Origin of the sequence: Microbacterium psychrotolerans, from assembly GCF_031085295.1 — a bacterium.
In the GTDB taxonomy this organism is placed as follows: Bacteria; Actinomycetota; Actinomycetes; order Actinomycetales; family Microbacteriaceae; genus Microbacterium; species Microbacterium psychrotolerans.
Genome location: NZ_JAVFWO010000011.1, coordinates 1 through 20,187, shown reverse-complemented (window position 1 = coordinate 20,187; position 20,187 = coordinate 1). Strand labels below are relative to the sequence as shown.

The following is a 20,187-nucleotide window of genomic DNA, read 5'->3' as shown; positions in this document are numbered from 1 at the left end:
GTTTCGCGGTGCTCGAACCGGGAACCTCGGCGCGGGGCCGCGGGGGGCGGGGCCCCCGGGTGCGCGCCCCCCCCCCCGGCGGGGCGCGGCTGCCGCGGGCGCGGAAGCCCCCCCGCCCCCCCGGCGGCGCGGGGGCGCCGGGGGAGGGGTTACGCCAACGGATGAGTGGCCCGCGGAGCGAGCAGGACCTTCAGCCGGTGCAGCTTGACGGACTGCTCCGGGGCGATCGGCTGCAGCCCGGCGCCCGCGAGAATGCCGCGCAGCGGTGCGAACGTTGTCACATCCCTCCATCCCCAGCGCGCCACATCCCGAACGCGCATGCGCAGCCGCGTGTCGCGCAAGCTCTGCCGACGGAGCACCGTCCGGGCGTCACCGTAGCGCCCGTCGTACTTGAGGTCCCCATCCGCCTCGCCGACGAGGTCCGCTGCGCGCCAGACGAAATCTGCGCGGTCCTCTTCGCCGGACGAGGCCCGGAACGCGACCTGCAGCTCGGGCGCGGGAAATCCGAGCCACTCGATCACGGCGCGGCTGACGGACTCGATCGCCGTCTCGGCCTGCGAAGTCGAACGGGCAAGCGACCACCGGGCGACGTTCCGGCCACGGCTGCTGATCCGGGTCTCGTTCATGCCGAGGAGCAGATCCCGGGTGCCCTGCGGGTCGAGCCGTAGCGCCGCATCCGACATCGCCATGCCGATCGCCTCGTGTCGCAGTCGAGCGAGATCGACCGCGGTGTCGTGCAGTGACGTCATCGCCAGACCACCGACCTCGATGATGGTCCGGTCCTCGCTCGAGCGATGCGTGCGGATGCCGGCAGAGAAGCGAGACGCTTCGTTGCCGGTCACCAGCGCGTGGACGACGACAGGATCCCCGAAGATCGGCATGCCGAGCAGCGCAGCGGCGGACTCCATACAGAACACGGCATCAGGGTGCGACAGCGCGACGGCATGCACGCGTGCCAAGTACCGGTCCCAGGGGGCCGCCTCCCGCCACAACACGGTCGATGCATAGACTCCGTGCCGCACGCGGATGAGCTCGCCACGAGCGACTCCTCGCTCCGGGTGCGGAGCATCTGCGTGACGCAGCAGCGGCACGGGCGCGGGATGAACGGGCAGCGCGACGGAGAGCAGCGGCATCCGTTCACGCTCCTCCTGCCGTCGCTGACAGACGCCGGTTCCCGCTCGTTCTGTGGATAGCCGCCTCTTCCCCGTGCGGTGTGCAGGAGGCGTCGCGGGGCCTCGCCCGCCGGCGTCGTCGCCCCTCACCAGTCCGGCGAGAGTACATCTCGTCGACGAGGAGTAGGCAGGCAACCTAACTCTCGGCCATCAGATGTACTTTCGCCGACGGGATGAACGAGCGAGAACGCCGCGCGCCGGGCGCGGGATGGCTCGGTCGGCGGCGGGCGTGCTACGCCGCGGCACCGGGCGTCCCACGCTGCGCACCGGGCGCGGATGGCTCGGTCCGCGGCGGGCGTGCTACGCCGCGGCACGGGGCGTCCCACCCCGCGGCACCGGGCGTCCCACGCCGCGGCACCGGGCGTGCTACGCCGCGGCACCGGGCGTGCTACGCCGCGGCACCGGGCGTGCTACGCCGCGGCGGACGGGGTCGGGGTCGGCGTCGGCGACGGGGTGGGGATCGGGGCGAAGACGCCGGGCCACAGCGCCGCGGCGAGGGGGTAGCCCACGAAGGCGACGATGTCGAGCAGCGTGTGCGCGATGACGAGGGGCATGACGCGTCCCCATCGGCGATAGCACCAGCCGAAGACGAGGCCCATCACGAAGTTGCCGACGATCGCTCCGATGCCCTGGTATGCGTGGTACGCCCCGCGGAGGGCGGCGGTCGTCAGGATGATGGACCAGTCGTTCCAGCCGAGCCGGCGCAGCCGGTCGAACAGGTAGCCGATGAAGATGACCTCCTCGGTCAGCCCGGCCCGCAGTGCCGACAGCACGAGGAGGGGCACCGTCCACCACGCCGCGTCGAGGGGAGAAGCGACGACCGCGACCGTGATCCCGAGAGCTCGTCCGGCCGCGTACAGTGCCAGCCCCGGCAGCCCGATGAGGGCGGCGAGCAGGATGCCGCGACCGAGGTCGCCGCCGAACCGGGTGAAGTCGAGGCCGATGCGCCGCAGCGCGTTGCTCCCGGGCTCCCACAGCAGGTACACGACCAGTGCGACGAGGGCGAGGCCGAAGAACACGGAGAGCAGCTGGTAGGTGACATCCCAGAACGCCTGCACGTCGCGCGACGGATTCACCTGGGTCTGCTGCTGGCCCAGAGGCACCGGCGCGAGGAGCTTGCGGACGAGCGAGAGGACCGAGTAAAGCGCGGACTGTCCGACCGAGATGGCCAGGACGATCCAGACCTCCCAGGTCAGGCGGCGGCGCTCGAACGCATCAGGGGAAGCAAGCGTAGTGGAATCCCTCCGGCCCGTGGGCCGGTTTCGCGGCGTCATCTTGTCAGATTGTCACACTCCGCGTCGATTGAGTTAAGGCTCTGTAACGTTTTCCCCGATCGTTTTGACCATCTCACCACCGGTGCTTATCGTTTTCCCATCCGCGCGCCCGTCCGGTTCATGCCGTACTCGCGCGCATTACCCTGCACAGGAGGAGACACAGTGTCTGACAAGACGACGTGGCGCATGCGCGCACTCGGAGTCGCGGCGGGCGTCGGCGTGACCGCATTGGTCCTCGCCGGCTGCTCGACGACCCCGCCGGAGTCGGAGGAGCCCACGGCTACCGACACCGCGGTGACCGTTGCCGAGGTGAACGAGTTCACCGGTACGAACTCGAACAGCGACAACGGCAACCTCGACATCAACGGCAAGGTCAACTATCTGACGCGCGCCGGCTTCTACACCGTCAGCGACACCTACGAGGTCGTTCCCGACGAGTCGTTCGGCACGATGGAGGTCGTCAGCGAAGACCCCCTCCAGGTGAAGTACACGCTGAACGACGGCCTCGAGTGGTCCGACGGCGAGCCCATCACCACCGATGACCTCATCTTCGGCTGGGCCGCGACGTCGGGCGTCTTCGACGACGCGACGCTCGACCCCGAGTCCGGCGAGGCCGTCAGCGGCACGAAGTACTTCGCGTACGCCGGCAGCACCGAGGGCGTCAAGACCTCGACCATCAGCGACGTGGCCGACGACAAGCTGTCGCTCACGCTCGAGTACGACGAGCCCTTCGTCGACTGGAACATCATCGGTCTCATCGACCAGCCGGTGCACGTGGTCGCCGAGAAGGCGGGCGTCGACCAGGCCGAGCTCATCGACACCATCCTGACCAGCCCGCGCGGTGACGTCGCCAACCCGGCTCCGGTCAACGAGACCCTCAAGGCCGCGGCCGACTTCTGGAACTCGGGCTTCGACATGACGTCGCTGCCGGACGACCCGTCGCTGTACCTGTCGAGCGGTCCGTGGATCATCGACTCGTGGGAGCCCACGCAGTCCATGACGCTGAAGATCAACGACAAGTACACCGGTGACCTCAAGCCGCAGTTCTCCGAGCTCGTCATCCGCTTCATCGGCGACTCGCAGGCACAGGTGACCGCCCTCCAGAACGGCGAGGTCGACATCATCGCCCCGCAGGCGAGCGGTGACACCCTCACGGCGCTGCAGGCGATCGACGGCGTCGAGGTCCTCCAGGGCGACGCGCTGAACTACGACCACCTCGACCTGACGTTCGCCGGCGTGTTCGCCGAGCAGAACGTCCGCGAGGCGTTCCTGAAGACGATCCCGCGCCAGCAGCTCGTCGACACGCTCATCAAGCCGGTCAACCCGGAGGCGGAGGTTCTGAACTCGAACCTCTTCATCCCGGCCCAGGCCGCCTATGAGGACGCTGTCGCCGCGAACGGCTCGGACGAGTACGCCGACGTCGACATCGAGGGCGCCAAGGAGCTCCTCGCCGGTGCGACGCCGACCGTCCGCCTCATGTACAACATCAACAACCCGAACCGCGTCGCGGCGTTCGAGGCCATCCAGGCCTCGGCTTCGCAGGCCGGCTTCGTGATCGAGGATGTGGGCCGTGAGGACTGGAGCGCGCAGCTCGGTTCGGACATCTACGACGCCGTCATCTTCGGCTGGATCTCGCCCGGTGTCGGCAACGGCACCGTCCCGCAGATCTTCGCGAGCTTCGGTGGCTCGAACTTCAACCAGTACAAGAACGCCACCGTCGACGAAATCGCTCAGGAGATCCCCGTCACGCTCGACACCGACAAGATCGATGAGCTGACCATCCAGGCCGACACGGAGCTGTTCAAGGACGCTTACGGTCTGCCGCTCTTCCAGGGCCCCGGCCTCGAGGCGCACAACGACCGCGTCGCCGGCATCACCTTCATGGGAAACCAGACCGGTGTGTTCTGGAACTTCTGGGACTGGACGGTCTCCGAGTAACTCGGTGACCAGCTGAAACACCACGCCATGGGGCGTCGGGTTCTTGCAGCCCGGCGCCCCGTGCGTGTGTCTTCCCGTCCACTGCGGGTGGCCGCGACGCCAGCCCTCTGCTGCCGCCGTCGCCCGCCTGCTACCTTTTCTGCATGAAGGGCCAGCCCAGTGCTTAGCTTCGTCCTGCGGCGCATCGGGGTCTCGATCCTGATCCTCATCGCCGCATCCTTCCTGATGTACACCCTCGTGGCTCTTGCCAAAGATCCGCTCGAGGACCTGTACGCCTCCAACAGCCCGAACCGCGACGCGCTCATCGCGCAGCGCATCGACTGGCTGAACCTCGACCAGCCCATTCCCGTCCGCTGGTTCAACTGGCTCCTCGGTGCCGCGCGCTGCGTCATCCCCTTCGGCGGATGCGACCTCGGCGTGACGATCCAGAACCAGCCGGTCAACATCCTTCTCGCTCGCGCCATGGGTGCGACGCTCCAGCTCGTGACGGCTTCGACGGTCCTGGCGATCGTCCTCGGCATCCTCGTCGGCATCGTCTCGGCGCTGCGTCAGTACAGCGCGATCGACTACTCGTTCACGTTCGCAAGCTTCCTCTTCTATTCGCTGCCCTCGTTCGTGATGGGTGTTCTCCTCAAGGTCTTCCTGGCCCTCGGCTTCAACAACTGGCTGGACAGCCCGGTGTTCACATGGCCGTGGATCATCGTGTTGAGCCTCATATCGGGCGTCTTCTGGCAAGCGATCATCGGCGGGAACAGGCAGCGTCGCCTGGTCGTCTTCGCCGCGTCGGTCGTGACCACGGGCGCCATGCTCTACGGCATGAGCGTCACGGCGTGGTTCCTCTACCCCTCGCTGGGCCCGGTCCTCACGCCGCTGCTGATCGCCGCGTTCGGCGCCGCCATGGTGCTGATCATCGCCGGCCCCCGTGCTCGCTACGCCTGGCGCACCGCCGGTGCGACCGTCATCGTGCTCGTGGCCGCGTTCTTCGTGCTGCAGCCCTTCCTCGACTCGTTCAACGGCTGGGGCGTGTTCGCGCTGTTCGTCGCCTCGGCGCTGGTCGGGGTGGCGGCGGGGTGGTTCCTCGGTGAGTACGACAAGGGTCAGGCGATGCGCATCGGCGCCCTCACCGGCATCCTGGGGATGGGCGTCATCGTCCTCAACCAGTTCATGGGGCGCTGGAACGACTACGTCAACAACCCGAAGGTGAACGGTCGCCCGATCGCGACGATCGGCTCGTCGACCCCGAACCTGCAGGGCGACTGGTGGATCCAGAGCATCGACACCTTCACCCACCTGCTGCTGCCGACGATCAGCCTCATGCTCATCTCGTTCGCGGCATACACCCGCTACGCGCGCGGCGGGATGCTCGAGACGCTGAACCAGGACTACATCCGCACGGCGCGCGCAAAGGGCCTGCCCGAGCGCACAGTCGTCGTCCGCCACGCGTTCCGCAACTCGCTGATCCCGATCACCACGATCGTCGCAGCCGACGTCGGCGCGCTCATCGGTGGTGCGATCATCACCGAGCGGATCTTCGCCTTCAGCGGCATGGGTGCCCTCTTCAACCAGGGACTGTCGCATGCCGACCCGAACCCGGTCATGGCGTACTTCGTCGTCATCGCGGTGTTCGCCATCACGTTCAACTTCCTCGCCGACCTCGCATACTCGGCAATCGACCCGAGAGTGAGGGTCAAGTAATGTCCATCCCGATCGATCCTTCCCTCGAACCGCCCACCCAGGTCGCCGAAGGCGGCGTGCACGTCCAGACCGCGGATGAGCGCGGTGTCAGCCAGGGGCGGCTCACGCTGCGCCGCTTCCTCGCACACAAGCCTGCGGTGATCAGTGCGATCCTCTTCATCCTGATCGTCGGCTTCGCGGTCACCGCGACCGGCATCGGCCCGATCCCGGGCTGGTGGAAGTGGAACTACGAAGACCTGATCCCGATCAGCGACGGTGGCAAGCCGACGCTGACGCTGTTCCCGTTCTCGCTGGGCGAGCACCCGTTCGGTCAGAACACGGTCGGCAAGGACTACTTCGCGATGGTCATGCGCGGCCTCGTGAACTCGTCCTACATCATGTTCATCATCGGCCTCATCGGCGCCTTCATCGGCGTCGTGGTCGGCGCGCTCGCGGGGTACTACCGCGGGTGGGTGGATGCCGTGCTCATGCGCCTGACCGACATCGTCATCGTGATCCCGGTGATCGTCATCGGCGCTGTGGTCGGTTCGGCTGTCGGAAACCAGGGGCCGCTGTTCCTGGCCCTGTTCCTCGGCTTCTTCGTCTGGACGGGCATCGCACGACTGGTGCGCGCCGAGTTCCTGACCCTGCGTGAGCGCGAGTTCGTCGAGGCGGCGCGGGTGGCCGGGGCTTCCGACGCCCGCATCATCTTCAAGCACATCCTGCCCAACGCGATCGGCGTCGTGATCGTCGCGACGACCCTGCTGATCGCGGCCTCGATCATCCTCGAGACGTCGCTGTCGTTCCTCGGCTACGGCGTTCGCGCTCCCGATGTGTCGCTCGGTCTGCTGATCTCGTCGAACGAGTCGGCGTTCCAGACCCGTCCGTGGCTGTTCTGGTGGCCCGCGGCGTTCATCGTGATCCTGTCGCTCCTCGTGAACTTCGTCGGCGACGGCCTGCGCGACGCGTTCGACCCGCGCCAGAAGCGCGTGGTCTTCCGCAAGGTCAAGGACCTTCCGGACGATGCCGTCATCGTGAGCGGAACGACCGCCGATGTGCCCGAGGGCGCTCTGGTCACCGCCGGAGGCGGGACGACGGTGTCGGGCGTCACGAGCGATCGTGGCGACGACGTCCTCGACGAGGAGATCTCGCCCGAACCGGATCGCCGCGCATGATGCGCGGGATTCGGTCAGCCCGTGGCGATGATGAGCGCGACGGACGCCACCGCGAGCACGGCCGACGCCACCAGGTACGGCAGGTGCCAGTGGCGCTTGACCGGCGTCTCGTCGGCGACGCCCAGCTCCACTTGACCGGCGTCCAGCCGGCGGCGCCACGTCTCGCGCACCACGAGGGCGGCATTGCCCGAGTCGGTGCCGAGGCGGTCGCTGGGACGCGCGTCGCCGCCGGCGGCGCTCGCCTCGCGGCGCGCCTTGGCGTTGCCCATCATCGTGGTGAAGAAGCCGGGCGCCGGCGCGGACCAGGCGGTGAAGCTGCCGGACGGCGTGTGCAGCGTCAGAGCACGGGCCGTGTCGACGTGCACGAGCGCCTCCCACGGCACATCGACGTCGTGGCTGACGTTCTCGATGCGCACGCCGTGATCCGACACGACGACGGAGGGGCGCCACAGGGCGGCCCAGCCGAGAAGCGCGGCCAGCGGAGCGCCGGCGTAGACCCACGTCAGCCGCGCGTCCGAGCTCCATACGGCGGTGATCACTGCGAGCGCCGCAAGACTCCAGACGATGACGGCAGCAATGCGGTTGAAACGGGAGTCGATGCGGATCGCATGGTCGGTCACCTCCCCATTCTCTCTCTCGACCCCGCAAGGACCATCCAATGAACGCGTCCCCCCACACCGAATCCACCGGCGGCCCGCTGCTGGAAGTGAGCGGCCTGTCCGTGGACTTCGCCGTCGACAACTACTGGGTTCCCGCGGCGAAGAAGCTCGACTACTTCGTGGAGTCGGGCAAGGCCCTCGCGATCGTCGGCGAGTCCGGCTCGGGCAAGAGCGCGAGCTCCATGGCGATGCTCGGACTGCTCCCCTCGAACGCCCGCGTCACCGGCAGTGTCAAGCTCGGCGGCCGCGAGATCCTGGGCCTGCGCAAGGACGAGCTGCGCCGCGTGCGCGGCCGTGAGATCGCGGTGATCTTCCAGGAGCCGATGACCGCGCTGAACCCCGTGTTCACCGTCGGCTTCCAGATCATCGAGACGCTCCGCATCCACCAGGGCATGACGCCGAGCGCCGCGCGCACCCGCGCGCTCGAGCTCCTCGAGATGGTGGAGCTTCCCGACCCGCTGAAGGCGTTCAACTCCTACCCGCACCAGCTCTCGGGCGGCCAGCGGCAGCGCGCCATGATCGCGCAGTCGATCTCGTGCGATCCGCAGCTGCTCATCGCCGACGAGCCGACCACGGCGCTCGACGTGACGGTGCAGGCCGAGATCCTCGACCTGATGCGCGATCTGCGTCACCGGCTCGACTCGGCGATCCTCATCATCACGCACGACATGGGTGTGGTGGCCGACATCGCCGACCACATCGTGGTGATGCGCAAGGGCGAGATCGTCGAGCGCGGGACCGTCGACGGCGTGTTCAACCGTCCGCAGCATCCCTACACGCAGCAGCTGCTGGCGGCGGTGCCGCGCATCGGCGATGCGGCGGGGCAGTCGATCGACACGACGGCGGCGCTGGCCGGCGACACGTCGGTGATCCGCCTGGCGGACGTAGCCGCGCGCGAGGACGAAGAGCGACGCAAGGGCCTCGGCGCTCCGGTGCTCGACTTCCAGGACGTCGCCATCGAATACCCGAAGCGCGGGCGCGTCCCGGCGTTCCGCGCCGTCGAGCACGCGACGTTCTCGATCTTCCCTGGTGAGGTCACCGGCCTCGTCGGCGAGTCGGGCTCGGGCAAGACGACCGTCGGTCGCGCAGCCATCGGCCTGCTGCCGATCGCGGACGGCCGCGCCGAGGTCGTCGGGCACGACATCTCGAAGGCGGATCGCCGTCTGCTGCACACCGTGCACAAGGACGTCGGCATCGTGTTCCAGGACCCCTCGTCGTCACTGAACCCGCGCCTTCCGATCGGCCAGTCGATCGGCGAGCCGATGCTGCTGGCGAACGTCGCGAAGGGCCGCCAGCTCGACGTGCGCATCCAGGAGCTGCTCGACGCGGTCGAGCTTCCCCGCTCGTACCGCAACCGGTACCCGCACGAACTGTCGGGTGGCCAGAAGCAGCGCGTCGGCATCGCGCGTGCCCTCGCACTGCAGCCGAAGCTGCTCATCGCCGACGAGCCCACGTCGGCGCTGGACGTATCGGTGCAGGCCACCGTGCTGCAGCTGCTGCGTCAGCTGCAGCAGGACCTCGGCTTCGCGTGCCTGTTCATCAGCCACGACCTCGCGGTCGTCGACTCGCTCGCCGACCGCATCATTGTGATGCACCACGGACACATCGTGGAGCAGGGTGCGACCGGCCAGATCCTGCGGGCACCGCAGGAGGACTACACGCGACGGCTCATCGCGGCCATTCCGGTGCCCGACCCCGACGAGCAGCGCGTGCGCCGCGAAGCGCGTGCGGCCCTGCTCGCCGCGGGCCTGGAGGGCTGACCAGAGCGCCGAAAGGCGACACACAGGAGCGCCCAATAGAATGGGGATGCCGGCACTCCGGCATCCCCATTCTCTTTCAAGGATTCCCTCATGGCGCGCGCCCTCCGTCCGGACCTCCGCAACGTGGCTATCGTCGCTCACGTCGACCACGGCAAGACCACCCTCGTCGACGCGATGCTCCGTCAGACCGGCTCGTTCGGCTCGCACGAGCACATGGAAGAGCGCGCGATGGACTCGAACGACCTCGAGCGCGAAAAGGGCATCACGATCCTCGCGAAGAACACCGCGATCACCTACAAGGGCGTCCACACCGACGTTCCTGTGACGATCAACGTGATCGACACTCCGGGCCACGCCGACTTCGGCGGCGAGGTCGAGCGCGGCCTGTCGATGGTCGACGGCGTCGTGCTGCTGGTCGACGCGAGCGAGGGCCCGCTGCCGCAGACCCGCTTCGTGCTGCGCAAGGCGCTCGAGGCGAAGCTGCCCGTCATCCTCCTGGTGAACAAGACCGACCGCCCCGACGCCCGCATCGCCGAGGTCGAGGAGGAGGCGCACGACCTGCTGCTCGGCCTCGCGTCGGACCTCCACGACGATGTGCCCGACCTCGACGTCGACGCGCTCCTCGACGTGCCGGTGGTCTATGCGTCGGGTCGTGCCGGCGCGGCGTCGCGCAACCGTCCCGCGAACGGCGAGCTGCCCGACAACGCCGACCTCGAGCCGCTCTTCGGCGCGATCCTCGAGCACGTGCCGGCGCCGTCGTACGACGACGAGGCGCCGCTGCAGGCGTGGGTGACGAACTTGGATTCCAGCCCGTTCCTCGGGCGTCTCGCGCTCCTGCGCGTCTTCAACGGCACGCTCAAGAAGGGCCAGACGGTCGCCTGGGTGCGCCACGACGGCACGCACTCCAACGCGCGCATCACCGAACTGCTGAAGACGCGCGCGCTCGAGCGCTACCCGGCCGAAGAGGCCGGTCCCGGCGACATCGTCGCCATCGCCGGCATCGAGGAGATCACGATCGGCGAGACGATCGCCGACCCCGAGGACGTCCGGCCGCTGCCCGCGATCCACGTCGACGACCCCGCGATCTCGATGACGATCGGCACCAACACCTCGCCGCTGGTCGGCAAGGTGAAGGGCCACAAGCTCACCGCCCGCATGGTGAAGGACCGCCTCGACCGCGAGCTCATCGGCAACGTGTCGCTGAAGGTGCTCGACATCGGCCGTCCCGATGCGTGGGAGGTGCAGGGCCGCGGTGAGCTGGCCCTCGCCATCCTCGTCGAGAACATGCGCCGCGAGGGCTTCGAGCTCACGGTCGGCAAGCCCCAGGTGGTCACGAAGAAGATCGACGGCAAGACGTACGAGCCGTTCGAGCACCTCACGATCGACTCGCCGGAGGAGTACCTCGGCGCGATCACGCAGCTTCTCGCGTCACGCAAGGGCCGCATGGAGACGATGACCAACCACGGCACCGGCTGGGTGCGCATGGAGTTCATCGTGCCCTCACGCGGCCTCATCGGCTTCCGCACCGAGTTCCTGACCACGACGCGCGGCACCGGCATCGCCAACGCGATCTCGCACGGCTACGAGCCGTGGGCCGGTCACATCGTCACGCGCCAGAACGGCTCGATCGTGGCCGACCGCTCCGGAGTGGTCACACCGTTCGCGATCATCGCCCTGCAGGAGCGCATGTCGTTCTTCGTGCAGCCGACCGAAGAGGTCTACGAGGGCATGGTCATCGGCGAGAACTCGCGCAACGACGACATGGACGTGAACATCACCAAGGAGAAGAAGCTCACCAACATGCGCTCCTCCACGGCCGACACGTTCGAGTCGATGACCCCGCCGCGCCAGCTCTCGCTCGAGGAGAGCCTTGAGTTCGCACGCGACGACGAATGCGTCGAGGTCACCCCCGAGAAGGTGCGCATCCGCAAGGTCGTCCTGGACGCGACCGAGCGAGGCCGCGCCACGGCACGCCTGAAGCGCCAGGACGCCAACGCCTGACGCTCGCCCGCGTCCGTCCCGGAACGCCGAAAGGGTACATCTCGTCACGATGCGTGGCGGAGATGTACCCTTTCGCGATTCTCAGCGTGCGCGAACGGTCACGGTCACCGGCCTCGCGGGCGTCGAGCCCGCGGCGTTGGACAGCACCGCAGTGAACTCGTAGGTGCCCGGCGGGAGGGCGCCGACCACGGTGACCGCATGCTGCGGGCCCGGCGTCGCAGCCACGAGCGATCGGCGGTCGACCTCGACGCCGTCCTGGTACAGCACGTACTCGGTCGCGTTGGTGCCCCACCAGAGGTCGGCGGCGATGGTCATGCTCCCGGTCCGCGCCCCTGAGGCCGACAGCACAACCCGGGCTGATGCGGCATCCGTCACCGTCACCGTGTGGGTCAGCGACGTGGTCTCGCCGTAACCCGAGCAGCGGATGCCGAAGGGCTAGGTGGACCAGTCGTCCCGAGGCGGACCGGCGTGACGCCGCGCGGCCGTCGGTAGCATGACGACGTGACCATCGACCCCCACTTCGACGATGCGCACAGCGCCGGAGAGGCGAAACGGGCCGTTCGTGAAGGGATGGGTGTGGCCCTCGCGACGAGCGCTTACGGCATCTCGTTCGGCGCTCTGGCGGTCGCCGCGGGGCTCGACGTGTGGCAGACCTGCGTGCTGAGCCTCGTGATGTTCACGGGTGGATCGCAGTTCGCGTTCGTCGGGATCGTCGGTGCCGGCGGGTTGGCGGCCGCGCCGACCGCGATCGCCTCCGCGGCCCTTCTCGGGGTGCGCAACGTCGCGTACGGCATCCGCATGTCCCCGGTGATCGGGCCGGGCTTCTGGCGTCGCGCCGCCGCCGCGCAGTTCACGATCGACGAGTCCACCGCCGTCTCGCTCGCGCAGCGCACGCCGCGCGCCCGCACTCTCGGCTTCTGGGTCACGGGCATCGGCATCTACGTCGGCTGGAACCTGTCGACGCTTGCCGGTGCACTGCTCGGCGACGTGCTCGGCGACCCGCGGGCGTACGGGCTGGATGCCGCTGCGGCTGCCGCCTTCCTCGCCCTGCTGTGGCCGCGGCTCCGAGCCCGGCAGCCGATAGTCGTCGGCGTCGCCGCCGCCGTCGTCGCGACGGTCCTGACGCCGGTGCTCATGCCCGGGCTGCCCGTGATCGTCGCGGCCGCCGTCGCGATCCTCGTCGGCTGGACCAACTGGCTCGGCCGGGACGACACGACGGATGCCGCCGAGCCGGATGACGTGGCGGAGCGGGAGGGACTGCCGTGACGATGTGGACCGCAGTGCTCCTCGCCGCGATCGTGTGCGTCGCCCTCAAGACCGTCGGCTACCTCATCCCTCCCCGGTGGGTGGAGGCACCCACTCCGCTGCGGATCGCCGATCTGCTGACGGTGGCGCTGCTGGCCGCCCTCGTCGCCGTGCAGACGCTCGGCGCGGGCCAGGCCGTCGTGATCGACGCCCGTGTGCCGGCCGTCCTCGTCGCCGCGGGACTGCTCCTCCTGCGGGCGCCGTTCCTCGTGGTGGTCGTCGCCGCGGCACTCGTGGCGGCGCTGCTGCGGCTGTGGGGCTGGGCGGCCTAGCCCGCCGCCGGTCGCAGATCGCATGACCCGGCGCCTCGCCCTCAGCGCCGGGTCGGTACGATCGAGGCATGCGTCCCTCCGTCCCCGCCCGCGTCGGCAGCTGGATCGTCGCACTGCTCGTCGGGTTGGTGTACGGGGTCGCCGGGACCGTCGCCCACGCCTATGCGATCGGCTGGTTCCCGCTCGGGCTCATCCTGGCGGTGATCGGATCCGCCGCGCTGCTGCTGGCGGTGCGCCTCCTCACCTCCGACAGGTGGGCGACGCTCGCGACCGGTAGCGGCATGATGATCTCGACGCTCGTGTTCTCGGGGAGCGGACCGGGAGGGTCGGTGGTGGTGCCCCAGACCGGCCTCGCCGTGGTGTGGACGTTCGCGGTGCCGATTCTGGTGGCCCTCGCCGTCGCCTGGCCCGATCGCGTCCGCGCCGCGGCCTGAGCGGACGACGTCGGGCGATCGTTCCGGCGCGGCTTCGAAGTGCAGCGGGGCGCGGGCCCGGCCACGCTCGGATGCGGTGGGGGCGTGGGCCCGGCCTCGCTCGGACGTAGACTGTGCGGGTGACGTACGTGATCGCCCTTCCCTGCGTGGACGTCAAGGACCGCGCCTGCATCGACGAGTGTCCCGTGGACTGCATCTACGAGGGCGACCGGTCGCTGTACATCCACCCCGACGAGTGCGTCGACTGCGGCGCCTGCGAGCCGGTGTGCCCCGTCGAGGCGATCTACTACGAGGACGATCTCCCGGACGAGTGGCAGGACTACTACAAGGCCAACGTCGAGTTCTTCGACGACATCGGCTCCCCGGGCGGTGCGGCCAAGGTGGGTGTGATCCACAAGGACCACCCGATCATCGAGGCGCTCCCGCCGCAGGAACACTGACGTGGCGGTAGCCGACCTCGCGGACTACCCCTGGGACGCCGTCGCTCCGTACGCGCAGAAGGCACGCTCGCACCCCGACGGCATCGTCGACCTCTCGATCGGGTCGCCCGTCGATCCGACGCCCGCGGTCGTCGCCGACGCGCTGCGCGCGGCGACCGACGCGCATGCGTACCCGCAGACCGTCGGCACGGCGTCGCTGCGCGCGGCGATCGCCGAGTGGTATCACCGCCGTCGCGGCGTTGCCGGCCTCTCGCCCGACAGCATCCTTCCCACGGTCGGCTCGAAGGAGCTCGTCGCGCTGCTCCCGCTGCTGCTCGGCCTCGGCCCGGGCGACATCGTGGTCCATCCGCGCGCCGCCTACCCCACGTACGAGGTGGGCGCGCGTCTGGTCGGCGCCACACCGGTCGCCTCCGACGACCCGGCCGAGTGGCCGGAAGGCACTCGGCTCGTGTGGGTGAACTCACCCGGGAATCCCGACGGACGCGTGCTGGACGTCGACGCCCTGCGTGCTGCCGTCACGCGTGCGCGGGAGCTGGGTGCGGTGCTGGCGTCCGACGAATGCTATGCCGAGCTCGGCTGGGACGCCCCGTGGGATCGCGAGCCCGTGCCGTCCGTGCTCGATCCGCGGGTCACGGCCGGCGACCTCCACGGCATCCTGTCGGTGTATTCGCTCAGCAAGCAGTCGAACCTGGCCGGCTACCGGGCCGCCTTCCTCGCCGGAGATCCTGCCGTCGTGGCGCGCCTGCTCACGGCGCGCAAGCACCTCGGCCTCATGCTGCCGCTGCCGGTGCAGGCCGCGATGGTCGCCGCCCTGACGGATGACGCCCACGTCGCCTCTCAGAAGGAGCTCTACCGCCGTCGGCGCGAGATCCTGCGACCCGCTGTCGAGGCGGCCGGCTTCCGCATCGACGCGAGCGAGGCGGGCCTGTACCTCTGGGCCACCGAGGGCCGCGACGCGTGGGAGAGCATCGACCGCCTCGCCGGTCTCGGCATCCTCGCGGGTCCCGGCCACTTCTACGGCGTCCACTTCCCGCAGCACATCCGGCTGTCGCTCACCGCGACCGACGACCGCATCACCGCGGCCGCCGAGCGCCTGCGCGAGGCCGGGGCCGCACGCCACGGCGAAGACGCGGGGACCGTCGCTCCCCGCTGAGGATTCCTCCATCGGATGCCGCGCCCCTTTGGCCGTGTCAGCAGTAGGCGCAGCGGCGCACTAGGCTGTAAGAACGCGGCGACGCGGCATCCCCCGTCCCGCCCCTCCGTTCTGACGCAGACCGCCCCACGGTGTCGCTCAGGACCGGACGACACCCCCGGTACGACCAGAAATCGCGAGGAGGCGCCGTGAGCGACGCGGGCACCCAGCAGGAGAAGGCCACCCTCACGATCGGTGATACGTCCGCCGAGTTCCCGCTGCTGCGGGGTACCGACGGCTCGCCGAGCGTGGACCTCTCCACCCTCACCCGCCAGACCGGCTACACGGCTCTCGACTACGGCTTCGTGAACACCGCGGCGACCAAGTCCGCGATCACCTACATCGACGGCGACCAGGGCGTGCTGCGCTATCGCGGCTACCCGATCGAGCAGCTGGCGAAGAACAGCACGTACCTCGAGGTGGCGTGGCTGCTCATCTACGGCGAGCTCCCCACCGCCGACCAGCTGGGCGAGTTCGACGAGAAGATCCGTCGGCACACGCTGCTGCACGAAGACCTGAAGCGGTTCTTCTCCGCGCTCCCGCACACCGCGCACCCGATGTCGGTGCTCTCCTCGGCGGTGTCTGCGCTCTCGACCTATTACGAGCACCAGTCCGACCCCAACAACCCCGAGCACGTCGAGCTCAACACCATCCGCATGCTGGCGAAGCTGCCCGTCATCGCGGCGTACGCGCACAAGAAGAGCATCGGCCAGGCGTTCCTGTACCCCGACAACTCGCTCGGCTTCGTCGACAACTTCCTCAAGCTGAACTTCGGTGTGCTGTCCGAGGTCTACCAGGTCGATCCGGTGATGTCCCGTGCGCTCGAGCGCCTGCTGATCCTGCACGAGGACCACGAGCAGAACGCCTCGACGTCGACGGTGCGCCTGGTCGGATCGACCGGCGCGAACCAGTTCTCGTCGATCTCGGCCGGCATCAACGCGCTCTACGGGCCGTTGCACGGCGGTGCGAACGAAGCCGTGCTCGACATGCTGGGGCGCATCCGCGACTCCGGTGAGAGCGTGCAGCGCTTCGTCGAGCGGGTGAAGAACAAGGAAGACGGCGTGAAGCTCATGGGCTTCGGGCACCGCGTGTACAAGAACTACGACCCGCGTGCCAAGCTCGTGAAGGAGTCGGCCGACGAGGTGCTGAACGCGCTCGGCGTCAGTGACCCGCTGCTCGATCTCGCCAAGGAGCTAGAAGAGATCGCGCTCAACGACGCGTATTTCCAGGAGCGCCGGCTGTACCCGAACGTCGACTTCTACACCGGCGTGATCTACAAGGCGATGGGCTTCCCGACGCGCATGTTCACTGTGCTGTTCGCCATCGGGCGCCTGCCCGGCTGGCTCGCGCAGTGGCGCGAGGCCGCAGGCGACCCGCAGACCAAGATCGGCCGCCCGCAGCAGCTGTACGTCGGCGCCGAGGAGCGGAACTACCCGGGTCTGTCCTGACCCCGTCTGCGTCGATGAGCGCGTCGCGCGCGTGATCGACGACAGAGATGACGGATGCCGCGCCCCTCGGGGCGCGGCATCCGTCGTTCGGGTCACACGGCGATCAGGCGACCTCGGCAAGTGTCGCGGGCTCGTCCGCACGCTCCTCGTCGGAGGGTGTGGTCGCGGCATCCGACGATCGACGCGGCCGGACGACCAGCACGATGACTGCCGCGACCACGGCGCCGGCGGCGAGCGTCAGCCACGCGACGGCGTACCCGTCGACGGCGGGGGAGCTTCCCGGGGCGACCGAGCCGAACACGATCGCGGTCGTGAAGGCCGAGCCGATCGCCGATCCGATCGTGCGCAGGTTGGCGTTGACGCCGGTCGCGATGCCGGTGCGGTCCGCCGGGACGCTCTCGACGATGATGCTCGCGGTGGAGGCGTACGCGAGCCCGATGCCGAGTCCGAAGACGCCGCCCGCGATGGCGAGGGTCAGGACCGTCTCGTGGTCGAAGACGGCGAACACCACGCCGCCCGCCATGAGCAGCGCGCCGAGCGCCATCATGAGCCGGAGTGGGATGACGCGTGCGATCGCACCCGTGGCGAAGCCGACGCTCGACATGCCGATGAGGAGCGGGAGCAGTGCGAGTCCCGCGGCCTGCACGCCGAGCCCGAGACCCCATCCCGAGTCGATGGGCGTCTCGAGGAACTGGGGAAGGTAGCCCCAGAACCCGAAGGCGGCGGCGCCGATGAGGAGTGCGGCCGCGTTGACCGGCCAGATGGCGCGCGTGGCCATCAGGCGCAGGTCCACGAGGGGGTTGTCGGAGCGCAGCTCCGCGACGACCCAGGCGATGACGAGGGCCGCTGCCGCCGCGAACATGCCCAGCGTGAGTGGTGAGGCCCAGCCCCAGCGGGCACCCGAGCTGAGCGGGACCAGCAGGGCGATGAGCCATCCCGAGAGCAGGACTGCCGAGACGACGTTGACGCTTCCGGTGGCGCGCAGCCCTGCCGGCGGAACGAGCATCGCGGTCAGTGCGATGCCGGCCACGGCGGCGACGAACGGCACGGCGAAGATGCCCTGCCAGCCCAGCAGCTCGGCGAGGGGCCCGGCGAGCACGCTGCCCGCCGCACCGCCGATGCCGATGATCGCGCTCGTGGCGCCGATGGCGCCGGTGAGCTGGTGGCGGGGCATCACGTCCCGCAGCAGGCCGAAGGCGAGCGGGAACAGCGCACCGCCGATCCCCTGCAGCACGCGGGCGAGGATCAGGATCTGCAGGTTCGGCGCGAACGATGCCACGATGTCGCCGATCGCGACCACGCCGAGGACGGCGAGGAAGGTGTTGCGGCGGCCGCGCAGGTCGCCGATCCGGCCGAGCAGGGGAGTGGCCACCGCCGCGGCGATGAGCCACGACGTGTTGGTCCAGGATGCCGCATCCGCCGTCACCCCGAAGTCGGCGGCGATCAAGGGGATGACGGGGATGACGAGGTTCTGCAGCAGCGCGAGCGAGGCGACGCTGAGGGCGATCGCCGCGAACGCTGCGCGAGGGGTGAAGGGGATGGTGGGCATCGACGGGCCTTCCGATGGGTGCGGATCCGATGAATGCGGAGTAAAGTGGAGGTAGGTCTCCGAACGGAGGAAGCCTCCGCTTTGAGATTAGCGGAGGACGCCTCCGTTTCGCAACCACAACTTCGCATTCAGTGCACCCGTCTCGGCGGGCGCAGTCACCAGCACAACGGGAGGTCGTCGGAATGTCGGTCGTCGAGCGGGTATCCGCGTTGGATGCGCGCCGTCCCCAGCGCGCCGACGCCGCGCGCAACTTCGACGCTCTGGTCGCCGCCGGGCGCGAGGCGTTCGCCGAGGAGGGCTCGGGCGCTTCCCTCGAAGACATCGCTCGCCGCGCCGGTGTCGGCATCGGCACGCTCTACCGGAACTTTCCGACCCGCGACGATCTGATCGAGACGCTCTACCTCGGCGAAGTCGATGCCCTCGCGCGCGCCGCCGATGAGGTCGCCGATCTCGAGCCCTGGGACGCGCTGCGCGCCTGGCTCGATCGGTTCGTGACATACGTCGGCACGAAGCACGCGCTGCTGGACGGGCTGAACCGCCGGTCGCCGGTGCTCGCCGAGTGCCGGACGATCATGCTGTCGGCCGGTGAGCCGCTGCTTGAGCGCGCGCAGGCTGCCGGCGATGTGGATCCCGACATCTCCATCGGCGACGTGGTGAAGCTCGTCTCAGGAGTCGCTGCCGTCGCATCGTTCGACGACGAGGCTCAGCGCCAGCGGGTGCTCAACCTGGCGATCAACGCGATCCGCCGCTGATCCGTACGGCCGGCCGCATGCCCGATGTCGGCGATGCGGCCCGCCGCCCGAGGTCAGGCGTGCAGCGCCTCGTTGAGGGTGACCCCGACGCCCGCACGGCGGACCGCCTCGACGGCACCCGTCAGCGAGTTGCGCCGGAACAGCAGGCCGTCCCGGCCCGACAGCTCGGCACCCTTGACCGTCGTGGGCGAGCCGTCCGCGCGACGCGGCTCGTCCGGGAGCACCACCTTGGTGCCGGCCGTGACGTAGAGGCCTGCCTCGACCACGCAGTCGTCGCCCAGTGAGATCCCGATGCCGGCGTTCGCGCCGAGCAGCGTGCGCGCGCCGACCGACACCTTGTGCGATCCTCCGCCGGACAGGGTGCCCATGATCGACGCGCCGCCGCCGATGTCGCTGCCGTCGCCGACGACGACGCCCTGCGAGATGCGGCCTTCGACCATGCTCTGGCCGAGCGTGCCGGCGTTGAAGTTCACGAACCCTTCGTGCATGACCGTCGTCCCCGGAGAGAGGTACGCGCCCAGGCGCACGCGCGAGGCGTCGGCGATCCGCACGCCCGGGGGCGTGACGTAGTCGAGCAGGCGCGGGAACTTGTCGAGGCCCTGCACCTGGATCCCGTCGCGCGCCAGATACGGCCGGAGCCGGGTCAGCGTGTCGGGATGAATCGGACCGGCGGTGGTCCACGCGACGTTCGGCAGGTGCGCGAAGACGCCATCCAGGTTCACGTCATTGGGACGCACCAGCAGGTGCGAGAGCGCGTGAAGCCGCAGATACGCATCCGGCGTGGACGAGGGCGGGGCGTCGAGGTCGGCCTCTACCGCCACGACGTCCACGGTGACGGCGCGACGGGGGTCGGCCACCGCGAGGTGGTCGAGCTGATCGGGGGCCAGCTGCGGGTCGAACCCGAGCGGGATCCGTCCCGCGGCGGGGGAGGGGAACCACGTGTCGAGCACGGTTCCGTCGTCGGCGGTCGTCGCGAGGCCCACGCCCCACACCCATCGTTCTTCGCTCATGCTTCCACGCTAGCGCGGTCGGCCTGGGCCGGATCCCGCATGTTTCCGCGGGTGTGGGGGTGCGACACGCCCGGGGTGCGGGCTGGATTCGACGGGTGGGCGGGTCGCACGTAAAGTATTACTTGTTCGCCC

General features: G+C 69.3%; 18 protein-coding genes. 12 read left to right on the top strand and 6 right to left on the bottom strand.

The window, feature by feature from the left end; translation table 11 throughout:
* Positions 1 to 149: 149 nt before the first annotated feature.
* Positions 150 to 1,133 (bottom strand): hypothetical protein, encoded by a 984-nt coding sequence (locus Q9R08_RS20690; protein WP_308870165.1) that lies wholly within the window; start codon positions 1,131 to 1,133, stop codon positions 150 to 152.
* 449 nt (positions 1,134 to 1,582) lie between these two features.
* Entirely contained in the window at positions 1,583 to 2,446 is an 864-nt protein-coding gene (locus Q9R08_RS20685) for a CPBP family intramembrane glutamic endopeptidase (RefSeq protein WP_308870163.1), read from the bottom strand.
* Between the two features lie 162 nt (positions 2,447 to 2,608).
* Between Q9R08_RS20685 and Q9R08_RS20680 the strand changes: the two genes are divergently transcribed.
* The 3 genes from Q9R08_RS20680 to Q9R08_RS20670 all read left to right on the top strand — a co-directional run bounded on the left by Q9R08_RS20680 (position 2,609) and on the right by Q9R08_RS20670 (position 7,233).
* On the top strand, positions 2,609 to 4,384 hold the full coding sequence (locus tag Q9R08_RS20680) for an ABC transporter family substrate-binding protein (protein ID WP_308870161.1): 1,776 nt from the start codon (positions 2,609 to 2,611) through the stop codon (positions 4,382 to 4,384).
* 159 nt (positions 4,385 to 4,543) lie between these two features.
* A complete protein-coding gene (locus Q9R08_RS20675) occupies positions 4,544 to 6,079 on the top strand; it encodes an ABC transporter permease (RefSeq protein ID WP_308870159.1) in 1,536 nt (511 codons plus the stop codon).
* Complete coding sequence (locus Q9R08_RS20670; RefSeq protein WP_308870158.1) at positions 6,079 to 7,233, top strand: ABC transporter permease; 1,155 nt, start codon at positions 6,079 to 6,081, stop codon at positions 7,231 to 7,233. The genes Q9R08_RS20675 and Q9R08_RS20670 overlap by 1 nt, the downstream gene beginning before the upstream one ends.
* A 14-nt stretch (positions 7,234 to 7,247) precedes the next feature.
* Here Q9R08_RS20670 and Q9R08_RS20665 read toward each other — a convergent pair whose 3' ends face one another.
* Positions 7,248 to 7,853: a PH domain-containing protein gene (locus tag Q9R08_RS20665; protein WP_308870156.1), complete on the bottom strand. Its 606-nt coding sequence runs from the start codon at positions 7,851 to 7,853 to the stop codon at positions 7,248 to 7,250.
* 38 nt (positions 7,854 to 7,891) lie between these two features.
* Between Q9R08_RS20665 and Q9R08_RS20660 the strand changes: the two genes are divergently transcribed.
* Positions 7,892 to 9,652, top strand: a complete 1,761-nt coding sequence (locus Q9R08_RS20660) for an ABC transporter ATP-binding protein (protein WP_308870154.1) — start codon at positions 7,892 to 7,894, stop codon at positions 9,650 to 9,652.
* Positions 9,653 to 9,742: 90 nt separating this feature from the next.
* The gene (gene typA / locus Q9R08_RS20655; protein WP_308870152.1) at positions 9,743 to 11,653 is read left to right on the top strand and encodes a translational GTPase TypA; all 1,911 of its coding nucleotides are present in this window, start codon (positions 9,743 to 9,745) and stop codon (positions 11,651 to 11,653) included.
* 81 nt (positions 11,654 to 11,734) lie between these two features.
* Here the strand turns inward: typA and Q9R08_RS20650 are convergent, their stop codons facing one another.
* On the bottom strand, positions 11,735 to 11,968 hold the full coding sequence (locus Q9R08_RS20650) for an early set domain-containing protein (RefSeq protein ID WP_308870150.1): 234 nt from the start codon (positions 11,966 to 11,968) through the stop codon (positions 11,735 to 11,737).
* A gap of 255 nt (positions 11,969 to 12,223) precedes the next feature.
* On the opposite strand from Q9R08_RS20650, the gene Q9R08_RS20645 reads away from it, so the two are divergent.
* From Q9R08_RS20645 to Q9R08_RS20620, 6 genes are all read left to right on the top strand, one after another.
* On the top strand, positions 12,224 to 12,919 hold the full coding sequence (locus Q9R08_RS20645) for an AzlC family ABC transporter permease (protein ID WP_308870166.1): 696 nt from the start codon (positions 12,224 to 12,226) through the stop codon (positions 12,917 to 12,919).
* Positions 12,916 to 13,230, top strand: coding sequence for an AzlD domain-containing protein (locus tag Q9R08_RS20640; RefSeq protein ID WP_308870149.1), 315 nt, complete (start codon positions 12,916 to 12,918; stop codon positions 13,228 to 13,230). The genes Q9R08_RS20645 and Q9R08_RS20640 overlap by 4 nt, the downstream gene beginning before the upstream one ends.
* A 68-nt stretch (positions 13,231 to 13,298) precedes the next feature.
* A complete protein-coding gene (locus Q9R08_RS20635; protein WP_308870146.1) occupies positions 13,299 to 13,664 on the top strand; it encodes a DUF6113 family protein in 366 nt (121 codons plus the stop codon).
* Between the two features lie 119 nt (positions 13,665 to 13,783).
* On the top strand, positions 13,784 to 14,104 hold the full coding sequence (fdxA, locus tag Q9R08_RS20630; protein ID WP_018170155.1) for a ferredoxin: 321 nt from the start codon (positions 13,784 to 13,786) through the stop codon (positions 14,102 to 14,104).
* A 1-nt stretch (position 14,105) separates the two neighbouring features.
* Positions 14,106 to 15,257 carry a succinyldiaminopimelate transaminase gene (gene dapC, locus Q9R08_RS20625; protein WP_308870141.1) on the top strand — a complete coding sequence of 384 codons (1,152 nt, stop codon included), beginning with the start codon at positions 14,106 to 14,108 and terminating at the stop codon, positions 15,255 to 15,257.
* Positions 15,258 to 15,445: 188 nt separating this feature from the next.
* The gene (locus Q9R08_RS20620) at positions 15,446 to 16,744 is read left to right on the top strand and encodes a citrate synthase (RefSeq protein ID WP_308870139.1); all 1,299 of its coding nucleotides are present in this window, start codon (positions 15,446 to 15,448) and stop codon (positions 16,742 to 16,744) included.
* 103 nt (positions 16,745 to 16,847) lie between these two features.
* On the opposite strand, the gene Q9R08_RS20615 is transcribed toward Q9R08_RS20620, so the two are convergent.
* Positions 16,848 to 18,293, bottom strand: a complete 1,446-nt coding sequence (locus Q9R08_RS20615) for an MFS transporter (protein ID WP_308870137.1) — start codon at positions 18,291 to 18,293, stop codon at positions 16,848 to 16,850.
* Between the two features lie 182 nt (positions 18,294 to 18,475).
* On the opposite strand from Q9R08_RS20615, the gene Q9R08_RS20610 reads away from it, so the two are divergent.
* Positions 18,476 to 19,045 carry a TetR/AcrR family transcriptional regulator gene (locus tag Q9R08_RS20610; protein WP_308870135.1) on the top strand — a complete coding sequence of 190 codons (570 nt, stop codon included), beginning with the start codon at positions 18,476 to 18,478 and terminating at the stop codon, positions 19,043 to 19,045.
* A 53-nt stretch (positions 19,046 to 19,098) separates the two neighbouring features.
* On the opposite strand, the gene dapD is transcribed toward Q9R08_RS20610, so the two are convergent.
* Positions 19,099 to 20,055, bottom strand: a complete 957-nt coding sequence (dapD, locus tag Q9R08_RS20605; RefSeq protein WP_308870133.1) for a 2,3,4,5-tetrahydropyridine-2,6-dicarboxylate N-succinyltransferase — start codon at positions 20,053 to 20,055, stop codon at positions 19,099 to 19,101.
* Between the last annotated feature and the right edge of the window lie 132 nt (positions 20,056 to 20,187).